The following is a 17842-nucleotide window of genomic DNA, read 5'->3' on the forward strand; positions in this document are numbered from 1 at the left end:
CGAATTAGCCCATAGTGTCAAACACTTTAAACATTGGTAAATACATAGATACCAAGATCACACCAACCATGCCTCCCAAAACTACAATCATAATTGGTTCCAAGATACTAGTTAGTGCTTTAACCGCTTGCTCGACTTCATCTTCATAGAAGTCAGCAACTTTCATCACCATAGAATCCAACTCCCCCGTCTCTTCCCCAATACTAATCATTTGAATTGCTAAAGGAGGAAAAACGTTTTCTCGTTGTAAGGCCAGGCTAATCATCCCACCCTGTTGAATCTCATACTTAGCTGAGTCAATAGCATTAGCAATTACCTGGTTACCCGCTGTATCTCTTACAATATCTAAAGAATTCAGGATCGGTACTCCCGAACGAGTTAAGGAGCCAAACACTCGGCAAAAGCGAGCTACAGAGCCTTTTTCATTCAACTCACCAAACAGGGGAATTTTCAACTGCAAAGCATCAATTTGCAACTTCCCCATTGGGGTTTTATAGTAATACTTAAAAGCTGTAACTAATACAATTACAACAGCAATGGGAATCAATACTTTCCAACTTCTAAGGATGCCGCTCAACCATAGCATAAACTTAGTTAAAGCTGGCAATTCCGTTCCTAAATCTTGAAATATACCAGCAAAGATTGGGATCAGAAACATCGTCATTGCCAGAAAAACCAGTAGGGCTAAGAAACCTACCACACTAGGGTAAGCCATAGCTGATTTGATTTGGTTTTGCAGCCGATTCATATCTTCTAGCAGCTTAGCTAATCGGTTGAGCACTTCATCAAGCACACCCCCAACCTCCCCAGCCTGAACCATACTCACGTAAAGAGTATCAAAACAATCTGGATGCTTACGCATAGCATCCGATAGATTAGTTCCTTGTTGGACCTCGCCACTGATGTTCATCAAAGCCTTTTTCAGCTTAGGATTAGAACACTGTTCCCCTAATACCCCAAGACAGCGGACGATAGCCACACCAGCATTAACCATAGCGGCAAACTGACGAGAAAAGACCGCTTTGTCTTTGATCGTGACATTGGTAAATTTTTCGGAAAGGTCAGACAGGCTAAAGCTAACATCTAAGCTTTTCTTGACGCTGCCAACAGCAGAATACCGATTTTCTAGGATGCTGCGGGCTTGTTCAGGAGTAGCAGCTTCAATTTTTTGTTTTTTGGATTTGCCTGATTTGTCCCGAACTTGAGCAATAAAAGTAGGCATGGCTTTTTTCTAGATTAAGTCTAATCGCAAGTTTTATGATAAGAGTAGTTGCTTCCTCTAGACTAGCGAGTCGCCTTCGCTCTAACGCCCTTAGCATTCATCCCTCCAGAACCAGCAAGGATACGTTGCAATTCATCGGGTTTAGAACTTTTACTAAGTGCTACTTCCAAAGAGATCAAGCCAGATTTAACCTGATTCGCTAAAGCTTGTTCCAGGGTCTGCATTCCCAATTTCATACCGGTTTGGATAGCAGAATAAACTTGAGAAGTTTTTCCTTCCCGGATCAGGTTAGAAATAGCTGGTGTCACTACCATGATTTCCTGAGCCATAGTCCTACCAAACTCACCAGGTTTAGGATTTTTCTTCGGTACTAGACATTGACTAAATACTGCAATCAAAGAGTTAGACAGCTGAGCTCGGATTTGAGCTTGCTGTCCAGATGGGAACACATCAATGATCCTGTCTACAGTTTGAGCAGCTGAGTTAGTGTGTAGCGTTGCAAATACCAAGTGACCGGTTTCAGCTGCGGAAATAGCAAGAGCAATTGTTTCCATATCCCGCATTTCACCCACCAAAATCACATCCGGGTCTTCCCGCAGTGCCCCCTTCAAGGCATTGGCAAAGCTCTTGGTATCTTCACCTTTTTGACGTTGGTGAATCAAGCTCTTGATGTTAGGAAACACATATTCTATCGGGTCTTCCACTGTCAGAATATGTTCTGCCCGAGTGCGGTTAATTAAGTCAATCATGGCTGCTAGGGTAGTGGTTTTCCCAGAACCCGTGGGTCCGGTGACCAATACCATTCCCCTTGGTCGTTCACTCATCGACCGCACCACATCCGGTAAACCCAATTTTTCAAAGTTAGGAATCTTGGAAGACAACGCCCTCAAGCAAGCCGCATAGCAACCCCGTTCTTTGTAAACATTGACACGGAAACGAGCCAACCCCTTGACACCATAGGAACAATCAAGTTCCCAGTTTTGCTCCAATTCCTTACGCTGTGAATTGTTAAGCATACTGAAAATCAATCGCTGACAGGCTTGAGGGTTCAGGGCTTGGTCATCAATGGGTTGGAGTTTACCACTGACGCGGAAGTAGACTGGCGCACCCGCTTGGATGTGCATATCTGACCCCCCCATCTCAATCATCTGCTCCATCAAGTCTTCAATCATCAGTTCCATAATGTTGTCTCCCTTAAAAACCTCAGTAGTCGTTAGTGATTAGTCATTAGTCAAAATAAAATAGCCAATTGTTCAAACAATATACTAATAACTAAATTAATTTTGAAAACGCGGTGTCATACAGTAAGGACAGTCTAGCCACTCCGGCTGTAATTGAGCTGAGCAAGTGCCACAGGTTAGAGAACTCTTGCGCTTAGCTTTGAGTTCTGCCTCTAAGCCGGAATCAGTAAAGGTTACTCGTTCCACTTCTTCAAAGGTGGTGTAACCTTCCTTTACCAAATTCAAGCTATAGGCTAATATGGTGATCATCCCTTCCTCTACAGCAGCTTCCTTAATCTCCTCCGTGGGGGCACCTTCGTTGATTAAGGCTTGCAGGTTTTCAGAGATGCGCATAACTTCATAAACACCAACCCGTCCTTTGTAACCAATACCATTACAGGTTTTACAGAGTGTACCTTGTGCCCTAGCTTCAGCAATTTGCTCCGGTGTGAGGGTATTGGCGCGATAGATGGTAATCCCCCCTTCTCTAGAGGATGATAAACCATAGCGCGCTAGTTCCGCAGAACTTGGTTGGTAAGAAATGCGGCAATTGGAACAAACACGCCGCATCAATCGTTGAGCTAACACTCCCAGCAAGGCACCAGAAACCATGAAGGGTTCAACACCCATTTCATCTAAACGAGCGATCGCACCAGCCGCATCATTAGTGTGTAGAGTAGTCAATACTAAGTGACCAGTCAAAGCTGCTTCAATCGCGGTTTTAGCTGTTTCTTTGTCTCGGGTCTCACCCACCAGAATCACGTCCGGGTCTTGGCGCAGAAAGGCTCGTAGAATTGAGGCAAAATTCATGCCTTTTTCCCGGATAACTTGCACTTGGGTAATCCCAGGTAAGGAATACTCAATCGGGTCTTCTGCAGTACTGATATTCACGCCAGGGTCATTACGTTCTGCCAGTATTGAATACAAGGTTGTTGATTTCCCCGATCCCGTCGGACCCGTCACCAAGATTAATCCAAAGGGACGCTTAGCCATTTCCCTGACCAATTCTAAGGTGTCTGGGTCTGTGATCAACTTATCCAACCCCAACTGGGTGGATTCGTTATCTAGGATCCGCAGAACCACCTTTTCCCCATAACGACTGGGCAAGGTATTGACCCGAAAGTCAACTTTCCGCCCCTGGAACATACGCCGAATTTTACCGTCTTGGGGTAAGCGTCTTTCCGCAATGTCGAGATCTGCCATGATTTTGAAACGAGCCGCCACCGCTGTATGTATTCGCTGTGGTAAGGCATCAAAGGCTTGACGCAGTACACCATCTTTGCGATAGCGCACCCGCAACTGATCCTCTTGGGGTTCAATGTGAATGTCAGAAACCCCTTCTTGTAAAGCCTTAGCCAGGATTTTGTTAACCAGGTTGATGATTGGAGCTCCCCCGGCCTCATTCAAAGAAGAATCTAGGTCTGCTTCCGCTTCCTCTGGGGCATCCTGTAAACTCTCAAATGAGCCTAAATTCTCTAAATCCTCCTTTACATCTACGGATTTTTGTTGATCTAATTGCTTTTGCCGTGCCAACTGATCGTCAAGATACTGACTAATGATTTGCTGATAGTCTTCTTTAGTGATTACCATCCGTTGCAACTTGATTCCCTGAGGTCGTAGAATCCGATTCAAATCATCCTGGGCTTCTAGATCATCAGGAGAAACCATTGCCACCAAAACCGATGGCGGCTCAGTTTCATGCTTAGATATCGGGAGCAGGTGATAGCGACGGCAAATATCAATAGGAATCAGGGTTTCGATCAAGCCACCGACTTGCTGAGTAGAAATATCACTAATTTCGGGATCTAGAGACTCAACACCAAACAGAACTTTCAGTTCAAACAACTGCTGTTTCTTGTATTGGCGGATCAAGTCCGGTGGTAACTGACGTCCGGTCATTGCTTCGATGACTTCCGTCAGGGGTCTTCCGGACTTGCGAGTTTCCAGCCAAGCTTCCTGCATCTGGTCAGCATTAACGTAACCAGCCTGAATCAGTTTATTGCCAAAGGGAGAAAAATCGTTACGGACTACTAGGGCGCGTCGTTGAGATGAGGAGTAAGTCATGACGGAATAGGAAGTCTCCTTACTTTACACAGTATTCCCAAAAGCCTTATGTTAAATAACATAGGAGTGGCAGCCACTCCCTTATTTTTACGTTTTAGTTAGATTGACGGACTCGGATAATTTGTCGTAGCTAAATATCACATTATACATCATAAAAACTCAGCCAACTCATTCGCTGTATAATTATTATCAACCCCTAATCCATCAAGGTGGTTCACAATCTCAGATGCTAGATTTTGATTAATGACTGATTTAGCCACAACATTCAACTATGCAACAAGACCAGCAAAAGTATGCAACAAGACCAGGCAACGGAAGTAGCGCCATCAAGGACAGTCCGTGGAAAAACCACAGTCGGTGGGCAAGTAAGGGTACAGGCCATAAGGATCTGATCGGCGACCCTGTCCTTGACCAGCATTTTTGCTGACGGAGGGCTTGGAAGACCAGACAGTTGAGGTAAGTAGTCTGAGGTCGCAACAACTCTCAATGAGCTTATAAACCCATGGTATAGTCGTTAGACTTAACTAGGTTAGTTTACAAAATTTGCTGGAAAATTGGTTGGCTAGTAAGAAATTATAGATAAACTAGCAGTCTATTGAATTGGGATGAGTGGAGCATGATTGACGAAGCAAAACAGTCAGATAACACTTCGCAGCAGACAAATGAAGAGTCCACCACGGTACTCGAAGATAATCTTCAGGCGGAAGCGGTAGCCGTAGCCTCTGACTCAGAGGTCAACCCAACAGCCGCACAACCAACTGAATCCCCTGCTGCTGAAGCATCTGAGTCAGGGCCCAACGACCAAGAAGCCCAGACCGAGGTAGCTCAAGCAGCAACAACCGATGAATCCCCTACCGAGGACGATTCCAAAATTCTAGAAACCATCAAGCAGGAAAATGAGGCTCTGAAAGCTCAACTAGAAGAGCGAACTCAGCAATGTGACTCCTTTAAATCTCAATACATCCGGATTGCGGCAGATTTTGAGAACTTCCGCAAACGGTCAGCTAAAGAAAAAGAAGACTTGGAACATCAAGTTAAAGGAAACACCATCACGGAGTTATTGTCAGTAGTAGATAATTTTGAACGGGCGCGTACCCAAATTAAGCCTCAAAATGATGGGGAAATGTCGATTCACAAAAGCTATCAAGGTGTTTATAAACAGCTGGTAGACAGTCTCAAGCGCCTTGGGGTTGCTGCGATGCGACCAGAAGGGAAAGAGTTTGACCCCAATCTCCACGAAGCGGTTATGCGAGAACCAACGGATGAATATCCAGAAGGAGTGGTGATAGAACAGCTAATGCGGGGTTATTTCCTTGGGGAGCGGGTGCTACGTCACGCTATGGTGAAAGTAGCTGCTGCGGTAGAACCACAGGAAACCTCGGAAGCTCAGAAGTCTGCTGAGCCAGAAAATTAGCTGCCATTGATTGGTTAAGCTTCCTTTGGTGTCAGTCTGAGATCATCCTACCAAAAGGGACTTAGCACCAAGGGAAGTTCTATTATTTTGACCAACTCAACAAAAAATCAAAGTAAAATAACTTAACATAACCTTTAACCCGCAACCCTATGGGAAAAGTTATTGGCATCGACCTAGGCACAACCAATAGTTGTGTTGCTGTCTTAGAAGGAGGTAAACCCATAGTCATTTCGAGCTCGGAAGGTGGGCGAACCACACCGAGTATTGTCGGATTTGGCAAATCAGGGGAGCACCTAGTGGGTCAACTGGCCAAGCGTCAAGCAGTGACCAATGCGGAAAACAGTGTCTACAGTATCAAGCGCTTTATCGGACGTCGTTGGGATGAAACCGCTACAGAGCGTTCCCGTGTCCCCTATACCTGTGTTAAGGGTCGTGATGAGACCGTAGATGTCAAGATTCGGCGTCGAGATTACACCCCTCAGGAAATCTCGGCCATGATCTTACAAAAGCTCAAGGCTGATGCTGAAACCTTTCTTGGGGAACCAGTAACTCAAGCCGTGATCACAGTTCCTGCCTACTTTACCGATGCTCAACGACAAGCCACCAAGGATGGGGGTACCATTGCTGGCTTGGAAGTGTTGCGCATTATAAACGAACCGACTGCTGCTGCTCTTGCCTATGGCTTAGATAAGCTGGATCAAGACCAGCTGATCTTGGTGTTTGACTTGGGGGGTGGTACCTTTGATGTCTCAGTTCTGCAACTGGGGAATGGGGTCTTTGAAGTAAAGGCAACCTCTGGTAACAATCATTTGGGGGGAGATGACTTCGATAATGTGATTGTCCGCTGGATGGTGGAAAACTTTAAAGCCAAAGAGGGCATCAATCTCACCCAAGACAAAATGGCTCTTCAGCGTTTGCGAGAGGCAGCGGAAAAGGCAAAAATTGAACTGTCTAGCATGGTAGCCACCCCCATCAACTTGCCGTTCATTACTGCTGATGAAACAGGACCAAAACACTTAGAGATGGAGTTGTCCCGGGCTAAGTTTGAAGAACTATCCAGGGACATGATTAACGCAACTATAGAACCGGTAAAGCAGGCGCTCAAAGATAGTGACCTCAAGCCAGAGGAGATTGACCGGATTTTGCTGGTAGGGGGTTCGACCCGTATCCCGGCGGTGCAGGATGCTATTAAAAGGTTTTTTAATGGTAAGGCTACCGATCGTTCGGTTAACCCCGATGAAGCTGTGGCATTGGGAGCAGCAATTCAGGCTGGTGTTTTGGGCGGGGAAGTCGAAGATGTCCTGCTACTGGATGTTACTCCCCTGTCCCTGGGTATAGAAACCTTAGGGGAAGTGTTCACCAAAATTATCGAGCGCAATACTACTATCCCTACCAGTAAGTCCCAGGTATTCTCCACCGCTACCGATGGACAAACCTCCGTAGAAATCCATGTATTGCAGGGGGAGCGGGCAATGGCTAGAGATAACAAAAGCCTGGGAAAATTCCTGCTGACTGGTATTCCCCCAGCTCCCCGTGGTGTACCTCAAATTGAAGTCACCTTTGAAATCGATGTCAACGGCATTCTTAAAGTCGCTGCCACTGATCGAGGAACTGGGAAAGAGCAAAGTATTGTGATTACCAATACGGGGGGATTAAGTCCAGCGGAGGTGGAACGGATGCGCCGTGAGGCAGAAGACTATGCTGACCAAGACCGCAGTCGCATGGAATTGATCCAACTCAAAAACCAAGCCGATGGCTTACTATATAACTATGAATCTACCATCAAAGACCATGGGGAATTGATTAGCACTAACCTTCAGGCTCAAGGACTCAAGGAGCAAGCAGATCAACAAAAGCAGCACCTAGATACCATAATGACAAACCCCTCAATTGAGGTCGAGGAGGTGAAAGAAGCTATTGAAACTTTGCAGAAAACTGTCTTGGAAATTGGGGGTATAATTTACGCCAGTGCTAGCCTTGGGTCAGACCCGGAATTTATTACCTCTGACGAAACAGCTCAAGAGTCAAATTCCAACGACTCCACCCAAATAGCACCGGATGCTCTAGGAGAATTTGTGGTTGATTTTGAGGATGAGACCTTAGAGGTGGATGTTGACTACGAAGCAGTTGATTACGGCAACAGCTCCCTAAAAGATAGATAATTTCACTCGCTGCTTTGACTAGCTCAAGCCGACCTTGACATTATGGTCATATAAGCAGGTGGCAATCAGCTGATTTTTTTGATAGACAATGATATAGGATGCAGGTAATGCTGAAATGCGCTCATGGTGCTTTTGTCGCAATAACCTGAGGAATAACAATAGCCCCTACTATGTAAATGGAATACCGATCAGCGCTCTATGGCTGACTATTATGATCTGCTTGGTGTCTCTCGTGATGCCGACAAAGATGAAATTAAACGTGCTTACCGTCGCTTGGCACGGAAGTACCACCCAGATGTTAACAAAGAACCAGGAGCTGAAGAGCGCTTTAAGGAAATTAACCGGGCTTACGAAGTCCTATCAGAACCAGAAACTCGAGCAAGATATGACCGTTTTGGGGAAGCTGGTGTTTCCTCAGCTGCGGGAGCAGGCTACTCAGATTTTGGGGATATGGGCTTTGCTGATATTTTTGAAAGCTTCTTCAGCGGCTTTGCTGGTGGTATGGGTCAGCAAACTGGTCGTCGGCGTAGTGGTCCGGTGCGTGGTGACGACCTCCGACTAGACTTGAAGCTGGCTTTCAAGGAAGCTATATTCGGTGGTGAAAAGGAAATCCGAATTCCTCACCTAGAAACCTGTAAAGTCTGTAACGGCACAGGGGCAAAGCCAGGAACTCGACCCCGCACTTGCCCAACCTGTAACGGTACAGGTCAAGTACGGCGTGCTACTCGTACCCCCTTTGGTAGTTTCACCCAAGTCTCAGTCTGTCCTACGTGTAACGGTGAAGGGCAAATCATTGAGGATAAGTGTGAAGCCTGTGGTGGTGCTGGTCGTAAACAAGAAACCAAAAAGCTGAAAATCACCATTCCAGCAGGAGTGGATAATGGTACCAGGCTACGGGTTTCTAAAGAAGGAGATGCTGGATTACGTGCTGGTCCACCAGGAGACCTATACGTTTATCTATTTGTAAACGAAGACAGCAAGTTTCAGCGGGATGGTATTAACATTCTGTCTGAAATGAAAATTAGCTATTTACAAGCCATATTAGGCTGTCTTATCGAAGCAGAGACAGTGGACGGTCCACAGGAATTAACTATTCCACCCGGTACCCAGCCCCATACGGTATTAACTTTAGACAATCACGGTGTCCCCAAATTGGGCAACCCAGTCAGTCGGGGCGATCACCTAATCACCATTTTGGTAGATATCCCCACTCGAATTACCGCTGACGAAAGGGAATTGCTAGAGAAGCTAGCGAATATTAAGGGAGAGCGCACTGGCAAAGGTGGTATAGAAGGATTCTTGGGAGGGTTGTTTGGCTCATGAGTGAACTAGCATCTTCCGCGATGAGTTCATTACCTGATGATCAGCTGGATCTGCGCGGCACCCCTTGCCCGATTAACTTTGTTCGCACTAAACTCTATCTGGAGAAAATGGCTCCAGGTGCCCTATTAGAAGTGTGGCTCGACCCGGGAGAACCAATAGAACAGGTTCCTGATAGTCTGACTATGGAGGGTTACCCCATAGAGGGCGTTGAAGAACGCGATCGCTATTTTGCTCTGAAGGTGCGTCGTCCACACCAGCATCTTCATGATTGAATTAGAATACACTAATTCATCAAACTTGTCAACCCCTTGGCTGGGTACCGTGCTGGCGGTTCAGGCAAATTTCTATCAGGTGCGTTTAGATCAGTTGAAGGTTGACAAGTTGGAGGTTGTAGGTTGTGAAGATAACCTTCAAGCAAATAACCTACAACCTTCAAACCTCTTATGTACCCGTAGAGCCCGGTTAAAAAAAATTGGCCAGCAGGTGATGGTGGGAGACAGGGTTGTAGTAGATGAACCTGACTGGGCTGGTGGACGAGGGGTGATTGCCGAAGTGCTACCCCGCACAACCCAGCTCGACCGCCCACCAATCGCCAATGCTCAGCAAATTCTGGTGGTTTTTGCTCTGGAAGAACCGACCCTGGATGCTTATCAGCTGAGTCGGTTTTTGGTGAAGGCAGAATCTACTGGTTTCAAGGTATGTTTGTGTCTGAATAAACGTGATTTAGTAACACAACAGCAACAGCAGCATTGGCAACAGCGTCTGGAAGCATGGGGTTATCAGCCAGTCTTGATCAGTGTTCATAATGGTACTTGTTTAGCACAACTGACTGACCTGTTGAGTCAGACAATTAGCGTTATGGCTGGTCTTTCCGGTGTCGGTAAATCCAGTCTAATTAATTATCTGATTCCAGCAACAAGGGTGCGGGTGGCAGAAGTGACTGGTAAACTGGGTCGAGGACGCCACACCACTAGGCACGTGGAATTATTTGAGTTGCCTAGAGGTGGTTTTTTGGCAGATACCCCCGGATTCAATCAGCCTGACTTGACTTGTACTCCGGAGGATTTAATCCATTACTTTCCAGAAGCAAGAGAGCGTTTAGCCCAACACCGCTGTCAATTCAGTAATTGCCTACATCGGAATGAGCCAAACTGTGCTGTGCGAGGAGACTGGGAACGGTACCAGCATTATCTGGATTTTTTAGCAGAAGTGATTGCACGACAAGAGGCTTTGAACCAAAAAGCTGATATAGAATCCACTATGAAGTTAAAAATTAAAGCTTCTGGTCGGCGTCAATACGAACCCAAGCTAGAAACAAAAAAATACCGCCGTCGCTCCCGCCGTACTCAGCACCAGACCCTAGATGAACTGTTAGACGATATTAATGAAGGATGAAGTATGAATACTTCATCCTTCAACCGTTTAACTTCTCCGTTTAACTTCTAAGGCTAACCCCAAATTTTTCCTCTAGGGCTTCTCGCACTTTCTGATGCACTGGCTCGACTTCTGCATCAGTAAGAGTGCGATCGCTAGCACGGTAGATTAGCCGAAATGCCAAACTTCTCTGTGCCTCAGGAACAGACTCTCCTTTATATTCATCAAACAATTGCACTGACTCCAACAAATTCCCCGCAGCTTTCCGGGTTGAACGTTCGATTTCTGCCACAGAGACTTGTAGTGGGGCAAAGAACGCAATATCCCGGTCAATGGCTGGGTAGGTGGAATAGACTTGGAACCGGGGAGTAAGAATTTCATCGCGATCAAGAGCTTCTAGAATTAGATCCAAGTCCAAATCAAATACATAAACCTGATCGGGAAAACCTCTTTCTGAGCGTAGCTGGGGGTGCAACTGCCCAAATTTTCCTAATTTCTCACCTTGCAACCACAAGGATGCAGTGCGTCCTGGGTGAAGACGGGGATCGCTGTGGTCTGGTTGGTATTCTACTGTCAGACCGCAACGGGAAAACACTCTCTCTAGTACTCCCTTAGCCTCATACCAGGTCATGGGTTCGGAACGCCCTCCCGTGACCCAGTTACCTTGGGTGATATTTCCCCCTAAAATCCCGGCAATAGCATCAGCTTCTGCGAAACCCTCTTCTGCTCGCCAGAAGATCCGACCAATTTCAAAACCGTTGAGTACACCATTGCCTTGCTCGATATTGTACTGACAGGCATCAATAAGCCCTGATAGTAAATCCGTGCGTAGGGATGAGTATTCTGTAAACAGGGGATTATCGAGACGAATTTGGGTCTGTTCCTCTGGCTTTACCAAGGAATACTGGACTAATTCAGTCAACCCAACTGCACGGAATTGCGATCGCAGTTTTCGCTTTAAAAATTCCTCAGCAGAGAGATAACCTGGTTCAGTTTTGTCTGGTAAGCTATCACAGAAGTTGTCATAGCCGTAGAGACGGGCAATTTCCTCAATTAAATCAATTTCCCGCTCTAAATCCCGGTAGCGGTAGGGGGGTACAGTCACTTTCCATTGGGCAGAATCCTGGGATGCTATCGGTTGTAGTTGACATCCGAGGGCAGTCAGGATTCTTTCCACATCTTCTGGCAGGATTTCCCCAAGCTCCTCTCCCTGATGAACTGGCCCTAAAATCTGATTGACACGGTCAAGACGTAACTCAATGGAACGTGCCCAAGTAGAGGGGTCAGGGCGCTGGTCAGCAATACTCTGGGTGGTGGGGGTACCAGCAGCTAACTCAGTAATTAATGCGATCGCTCTTTTACAAGCAATATCCAATTCTGCTTTATTGACACCACGCTCATAACGGGTAGATGATTCTGTCCGTATGCTTTGACTGCGGGAAGAACGACGAACAGTCACTGGATCAAACAGTGCTGCTTCCAAAACAATACTTTGGGTGTTGTCGTTGACTTCTGTGGCTTCCCCACCCATAACCCCAGCCATCGCAACGGGTTGGTCGTTAGCTGTGATCAGTAACGCTTGTGGTTCCAGGGAACGGGTTTGACTATCAAGAGTAGTCAGGGATTCTCCACTCTTAGCAAAGCGGACACCAATGGTCAGGTTTTCGACCCCAGCAACAGCTTGCAAGCGTTCCCGGTCAAAGGCATGGAGAGGCTGACCCCATTCCAAGAGAATGTAATTAGTGACATCCACTACATTATTAATCGGTCGTACTCCAGCGGCTTCCAAGCGCTGTTGTAACCAATCCGGAGAAGGAGCAATCTTAACCCCTTCAATCACAGTGCCAATATAGGCGGGACAAGCTTTGGGTTCAGATACTTTCAAGGTCAAGGCATCGGATTTTTTTGGAATAGACACCTCAACAGTTTCTGGCAAGGTTAATGATGCCCCAGTTAAGGCCACTACTTCTCTGGCCACGCCCACCATACTTAGAGCATCCGCCCGATTAGCTGTAGAGGTAACATCAAGAATGGTATCGGTTAACCCCAGTAAAGGACGAGCATCACTGCCTAGGGGTATAGTTTCTGCCTCGAAAATATGAATGCCAGCGGATTCCTTGGCCAAGCCCACTTCTGCTAGGGAACAAATCATCCCTTCTGAGCGAACACCGCGCAGTTTTGAGGCGCGAATTTTCAAATCAATAGTTGGTAGGTAGGTTCCGATGGTGGCGACCGGCACGTAAATGTCTGGTCGGACATTGGACGCACCACAAACAATATTCAATGGGTCACTGCCACCAATATCCACTTGACAGACCCGAAGCTTATTTGCATTAGGGTGAGGCTCTACCTCCAGAACCTTGCCAATCACCACGCCATCGGCCAGGTTTCCCTGGTCTTCAATATCTTCTACCTCAAACCCAGCCATAGTTAGGGTTTGAGCTAGCTCTTCTGGTTTCAGAGTTACTTCTACTAGTTCTCGCAGCCAGTTTAACGATATACGCATGGACTCCTAAATTTTTTTGCTGAACTCTAATATAAGGTAATAAATAAGGTGCAAGTTGCCCGTTACTTCCACCGTAAGCATATGCGCTACGCGCACGCGTGCGCGTTCAGCAGTCAGCGGTCAGCCGTGAGCTTTAGGCTCACGCTGCTTGAGGTGCTTATTTTATTCAAAAGCTGTTCGCTTAGCGTGGCCAAAGACCAATGGCACCTCAAGTAGCGTGCGCATAAGCTGATACGCGACACGCTGATACGCGACACGCTGATAGCTGATACGCGACACGCTGATAGCTGATAGCTTACCTTCCACGAAAACATTTTTCTATTGTGATGGGTCTAACCCCTTAACGCTTGACAAAAGTACACTATCTATGGTCAATGCTAAATAAACGCTCTAAAATATAGGTAGCTTCATATACGTTTTACTTTAATCACCCTTTACTTAACTCAAAATTGTCCTTTGTACCCTTAGGTGGATACAAAAAATAAGGTATCCTGGTTGAGGATCAGGTTTCACCGGAATAGTTGTCTAACTAAGGGGGTAGTAAGAGGCATTTTGCATAAAATAAAGAAAAGTAAAAGACTATAAATCATCTTTCCTGCTCAGGTGCTCCGAGCAAAAGTTTTAGTTCCAGTATGGGCAAAGGAACATCAGTAAGGCTGAATGAGCTACTGTCTAAATCCTACCTGCACTCAGGCAAAAAACCCAGAACACGCCGACTTTTGTCAGGCGTGCAGTTCTAAATTATTATTAGTTGACCGCTATCGTGTGATAAAACCACTCGGTCAAGGCGGATTTGGAGCAACTTTCTTAGCAACAGATCAATCCTTGCCCGGTAAGCCGACCCGTGTAATCAAACAACTCCGCCCAAGCGCCAAAGGCTCAGAGATTTCACCGATGGCAAGGGATCTGTTTGAGCGAGAAGCCCGAACCTTGGGAGAAATAGGGAATCATCCCCAATTCCCACAGTTATTCGATTACTTTCAAGACAATGAGCATTTTTATCTGGTTCAGGAATACATTAGCGGTTTGACACTGCAACAGCAAGTCAGACGGTCTGGTTCATTCTCGGAAGAGGGAGTTAAACAATTTTTAAGTGAAATTCTACCACTCCTGCAATATATTCATCAGAAAAACGTAATTCACCGGGACATTAAACCAGCGAATATAATTCGTCGTGACCAAGACCGCAAACTGGTACTGATTGATTTTGGGGCTGTGAAAAACAGCCAAACCAATCCCTCCAATTCCTCAGACACAGTATTGACCAACTATGCCATAGGAACTCCAGGCTTTGCCCCTCCTGAACAAATGGCATTGCGACCTGTAATTGCTAGCGATATCTATGCAGTGGGGGTTACTTGCCTTTATCTGTTGACGGGTAAATCTCCCAAAGACCTCGATTATAATCCTTCAACCGGAGAAATAGTCTGGCAGACTAATGTCAACGTTAGTGACCACTTTGCTAAGGTTTTAAGAAAAATGCTGGAGTCTTCTGTCCGTTATCGCTATCAGTGCTCAGAAGACATCCTGAGAGCTCTTGACCTAGAGCCATATCTGGAGAGTTTAAACAAAAGCTTAGTGTCGCAACGGATGGATGACGCTAATTCTCACTTCAACTCAGAGAATTTGGGTCCTGTGAATGGTTATTCATCCCCGTCGTCAGTTCAATCCCGAAGAATGGCAGAGCAAATTAGAGAATGGCGGGAGCGTCGGGGATTGAGCAATGGTCGAAGATCAGAACCTAAAAACGGTGGAGGTTTTACCAACAGGGATTCTACAGCTGTGAGCGGTAGTAGGAATAGCATTACAGGCAAGTCGAAGGGTAATGGCAAGTTGGAGGCGGAAACGTTATTAAAAGCTTACGGCTCTGGCAGAAGAGACTTTGCGGCTAAAGATTTGAGGGGACTTAACCTTAATAATGCCCAGTTATCTGGGATAATTTTCCGCCAGGGCAAACTGTTAAATATTAGTTTGAAGGGAGCGGATTTATCTAGTGCTAATTTTGGTGAAGCGAATCTCCATCAAGCCGACTTACGCAATGCCAATTTGGGTCGAGCTTACCTGAAAAAAGCTATTTTGGCAGGAGCAGACTTGCGTGGGGCAAATCTTAGTTATGCTCATCTCGAAAATGCTAATCTACGGGGAGCAAATTTGTGTGGAGCCAATCTTGCTAATGCTAAAATTACTAAGGAACAGTTGGCTCAAGCTAAGACTAATTGGACAACAGTACTTCCTACTGGGAAGCGGGGGTTTTGGTAATATAGCGAAGGGAGTAGGGAGTCGGAACCCACCCCTAACCCCTCCCAGGAGGGGAACGGGAATCGGGAGTCGGAACCCACCCCTAACCCCTCCCAGGAGGGGAACGGGAATCGGGAGTCGGAACCCACCCCTAACCCCTCCCAGGAGGGGAACGGGAGTAGGGAGTCGGAACCCACCCCTAACCCCTCCCAGGAGGGGAACGGGAATCGGGAGTCGGGAGTCGGGAGTCGGGAGTCGGGAGAAAGAGATGGGATTATTTTTTGGTGTTATGAGAAATCAGCAATTTTAATAATAAATTGTCTAGCTTACGGTCGGGTGCAGTGATTGGTTAAACTTTTTTGGTGGTTCAGTAGCGGTCATGAGTTATTTGAGTACATTTGTCATGGAAATTTGACATGCTCCCAACACACCCTACAAAATTAGCGATTGGCCGTAGGCCACGCTACGCGAACGCACTAATGTTAGATTGCATCAGTACTTGTGTTTGATTGCTCAACTTGCTGCTGATGTATCAAGATAGGCAAGCAACAAAGCCTCAATGTAAGGCACCAGAGATATGACATCAATGGACTCCTAAACTCAGCATCGCAAATCAAACCATGAGCCATATGATTTCTTAAGTTACTACCAGCATGTTCAACCAGTAAACATTTCAAGTCAAATAGCGTATTTTCCTCAAAAATAGAGGTTATCTCTGAATGAGCAAGACTCTTGCTCAAACTAAATTCATCCTGAATACCGTTGTCGTCCAACCCAGAAGTAATGATGCCTCTTTGCCACATGATATAACGGATAGAGTTATGAAGCTTCCACCACCTGGCTAACGCCGTTCGCGTAGCGTGGCGATAGCCAGGTGGTGGTGTCCTATGCTAACTTAGGATTACCGCTAACCCACAAGTCACACAGGCAGACCCAGCTTCTAGGTGGTCGTCCAGATCTTTTGCTGGAACGACTCTCACTGTCATTTCTGCGAGTGAGTTTAAGCACACCTCTAGCACCAATGTTGTAAGCACCATTTAAGTCTGCATTAAAGTGCTTAGCTGAGGGGAAAGTTGCTAGAGCATAATTACTTGAATTCCGTCTAACTGTGCCAGAGCCATCATAGGCAAGCTTGGAAGTGTAAGCTGCTATAACTTCGATCACCTTGCCTCCTGATTCTGCCCATTTCATTTCGGTGAAATTGCGAATCTTAGCTTTTAGCCATCCGTGAAATCTTTGCCGTAGGTTGGATCGCTTTTTGCCGCCTTTTGGTTTCCAACCTCTTAGATTCTCGAACACAATAGCTTCAGAATTAAATTGCTCAGCAATCTCAACAATTCGCTTTGAAACAATATGGCCTATCTGGTGATTGATTCTTCGGCATTTTTGATAAGTCTTAGAACAGAAACCTTTATGAAGATTACCGCCTTTACCCATCGTCTTAGACGCCCGTGTAGATACTGATTTCAGTCTTTTGTCTCTACGGTCTATGTCTCTTCCAGGGTGAACAAATTCACGATGAATTACAGTGCCGCTATGAGTTACGACTGCTATTGTTGCTGTTGTATTGATACCTAGATCAACTGCTGTAACGTTAGCCTCTGGCTTCCTTTTTTCTGGCTTACATGTAAATGGAACTGATAAGTGATATCCTCTGTTGTTCATTACTAGAGAAGGAGACATCATTTTATTGGATGCTACCAAATGACGCTCTCTTAATCTGGTAATTTTAACATCAGTCCACATCCAATCAGTCCCGTTAAAAACCTTGATTTCTACTTGATAAAAACTCTGTAATTTGTAGCACTGTCCTTTGTAAAGAGAAGGATAGCAGCCGGTGTCTGAATTTAGTCTTGGAGGCTTTGCATCCCTTCTTTTCCTATCTCCTGATTGCCAGTTATGATAACGAGTAACAAAACTACTAACCTGGCCAGCAGAAAACGCGATCGCAGCACGACGCAAATAGCTAGGAAATTTGTAGAAAGTTTTATTGAACTGGGGGTATTTGATATCAGGACGCTTAGCCGTTTTGTGCATCAATTTCTCAACAGCAGGAGTTAGCTGATCTGCTGTTAATCCCCCTAGTTCTTCCCAGTGAGTATAGATGATACCAACCAGGTACCTACAAGCACGACGATAAACTCCAATAGTCTCCCTAAGCAGCTCACGCTGTTCAGGGGTCGGATTAAGAGGTTACGGTCGATGGGGGCTATTGAACCCCGCACCTCCGCTTCAGAACCGTGCATGAAACTTTCGCCTCACACGGCTCCTAAGTATCTTTTTGGCTCCAGTGTAATTGTTGGTGGCAACTTTGGTGTA

Annotated in this window: 12 protein-coding genes and 1 pseudogene; 6 read left to right on the forward strand and 7 right to left on the reverse strand. The window is 46.0% G+C overall.

From position 1 onward, the window contains the following. Positions 1-4 precede the first annotated feature (4 nt). The 3 genes from F6K49_RS16610 to F6K49_RS16620 all read right to left on the reverse strand — a co-directional run bounded on the left by F6K49_RS16610 (position 5) and on the right by F6K49_RS16620 (position 4506). A complete protein-coding gene (locus F6K49_RS16610; protein ID WP_293098399.1) occupies positions 5-1222 on the reverse strand; it encodes a type II secretion system F family protein in 1218 nt (405 codons plus the stop codon). A 62-nt stretch (positions 1223-1284) separates the two neighbouring features. Next, on the reverse strand, positions 1285-2403 hold the full coding sequence (locus tag F6K49_RS16615; protein ID WP_293026952.1) for a type IV pilus twitching motility protein PilT: 1119 nt from the start codon (positions 2401-2403) through the stop codon (positions 1285-1287). A gap of 96 nt (positions 2404-2499) precedes the next feature. Further along, positions 2500-4506 (reverse strand): GspE/PulE family protein, encoded by a 2007-nt coding sequence (locus F6K49_RS16620; RefSeq protein ID WP_293098402.1) that lies wholly within the window; start codon positions 4504-4506, stop codon positions 2500-2502. A 616-nt stretch (positions 4507-5122) separates the two neighbouring features. On the opposite strand from F6K49_RS16620, the gene grpE reads away from it, so the two are divergent. The 5 genes from grpE to rsgA all read left to right on the forward strand — a co-directional run bounded on the left by grpE (position 5123) and on the right by rsgA (position 10800). Then, positions 5123-5920, forward strand: coding sequence for a nucleotide exchange factor GrpE (gene grpE, locus F6K49_RS16625; RefSeq protein WP_293038214.1), 798 nt, complete (start codon positions 5123-5125; stop codon positions 5918-5920). A gap of 149 nt (positions 5921-6069) precedes the next feature. Further along, a complete protein-coding gene (gene dnaK, locus F6K49_RS16630) occupies positions 6070-8082 on the forward strand; it encodes a molecular chaperone DnaK (RefSeq protein ID WP_293098405.1) in 2013 nt (670 codons plus the stop codon). Positions 8083-8280: 198 nt separating this feature from the next. Next, the gene (gene dnaJ / locus F6K49_RS16635; RefSeq protein ID WP_293026965.1) at positions 8281-9405 is read left to right on the forward strand and encodes a molecular chaperone DnaJ; all 1125 of its coding nucleotides are present in this window, start codon (positions 8281-8283) and stop codon (positions 9403-9405) included. Further along, positions 9402-9677 (forward strand): sulfurtransferase TusA family protein, encoded by a 276-nt coding sequence (locus F6K49_RS16640; protein WP_293026968.1) that lies wholly within the window; start codon positions 9402-9404, stop codon positions 9675-9677. Before dnaJ ends, F6K49_RS16640 begins: the two co-directional genes overlap by 4 nt. Next, on the forward strand, positions 9670-10800 hold the full coding sequence (rsgA, locus tag F6K49_RS16645; protein ID WP_293068654.1) for a small ribosomal subunit biogenesis GTPase RsgA: 1131 nt from the start codon (positions 9670-9672) through the stop codon (positions 10798-10800). The genes F6K49_RS16640 and rsgA overlap by 8 nt, the downstream gene beginning before the upstream one ends. A 40-nt stretch (positions 10801-10840) precedes the next feature. Here the strand turns inward: rsgA and pheT are convergent, their stop codons facing one another. Further along, the gene (gene pheT, locus F6K49_RS16650; protein WP_293038220.1) at positions 10841-13285 is read right to left on the reverse strand and encodes a phenylalanine--tRNA ligase subunit beta; all 2445 of its coding nucleotides are present in this window, start codon (positions 13283-13285) and stop codon (positions 10841-10843) included. Between the two features lie 660 nt (positions 13286-13945). Here pheT and F6K49_RS16655 point away from each other — a divergent pair. Next, positions 13946-15544, forward strand: a complete 1599-nt coding sequence (locus F6K49_RS16655) for a serine/threonine-protein kinase (RefSeq protein ID WP_075903418.1) — start codon at positions 13946-13948, stop codon at positions 15542-15544. On the opposite strand, the gene F6K49_RS16660 is transcribed toward F6K49_RS16655, so the two are convergent. From F6K49_RS16660 to F6K49_RS16670, 3 genes and pseudogenes are all read right to left on the reverse strand, one after another. After that, positions 15487-15720, reverse strand: a complete 234-nt coding sequence (locus tag F6K49_RS16660) for a hypothetical protein (RefSeq protein ID WP_293098408.1) — start codon at positions 15718-15720, stop codon at positions 15487-15489. The two genes, F6K49_RS16655 and F6K49_RS16660, sit on opposite strands and share 58 nt — an antisense overlap. 285 nt (positions 15721-16005) lie before the next feature. Next, complete coding sequence (locus F6K49_RS16665; RefSeq protein WP_293098411.1) at positions 16006-16326, reverse strand: DUF4209 domain-containing protein; 321 nt, start codon at positions 16324-16326, stop codon at positions 16006-16008. 82 nt (positions 16327-16408) lie between these two features. Further along, positions 16409-17713: pseudogene (locus F6K49_RS16670) on the reverse strand (transposase); the annotation flags it as partial. Positions 17714-17842 lie beyond the last annotated feature (129 nt).

The sequence above is a fragment of the Moorena sp. SIO3I6 genome, assembly GCF_010672095.1.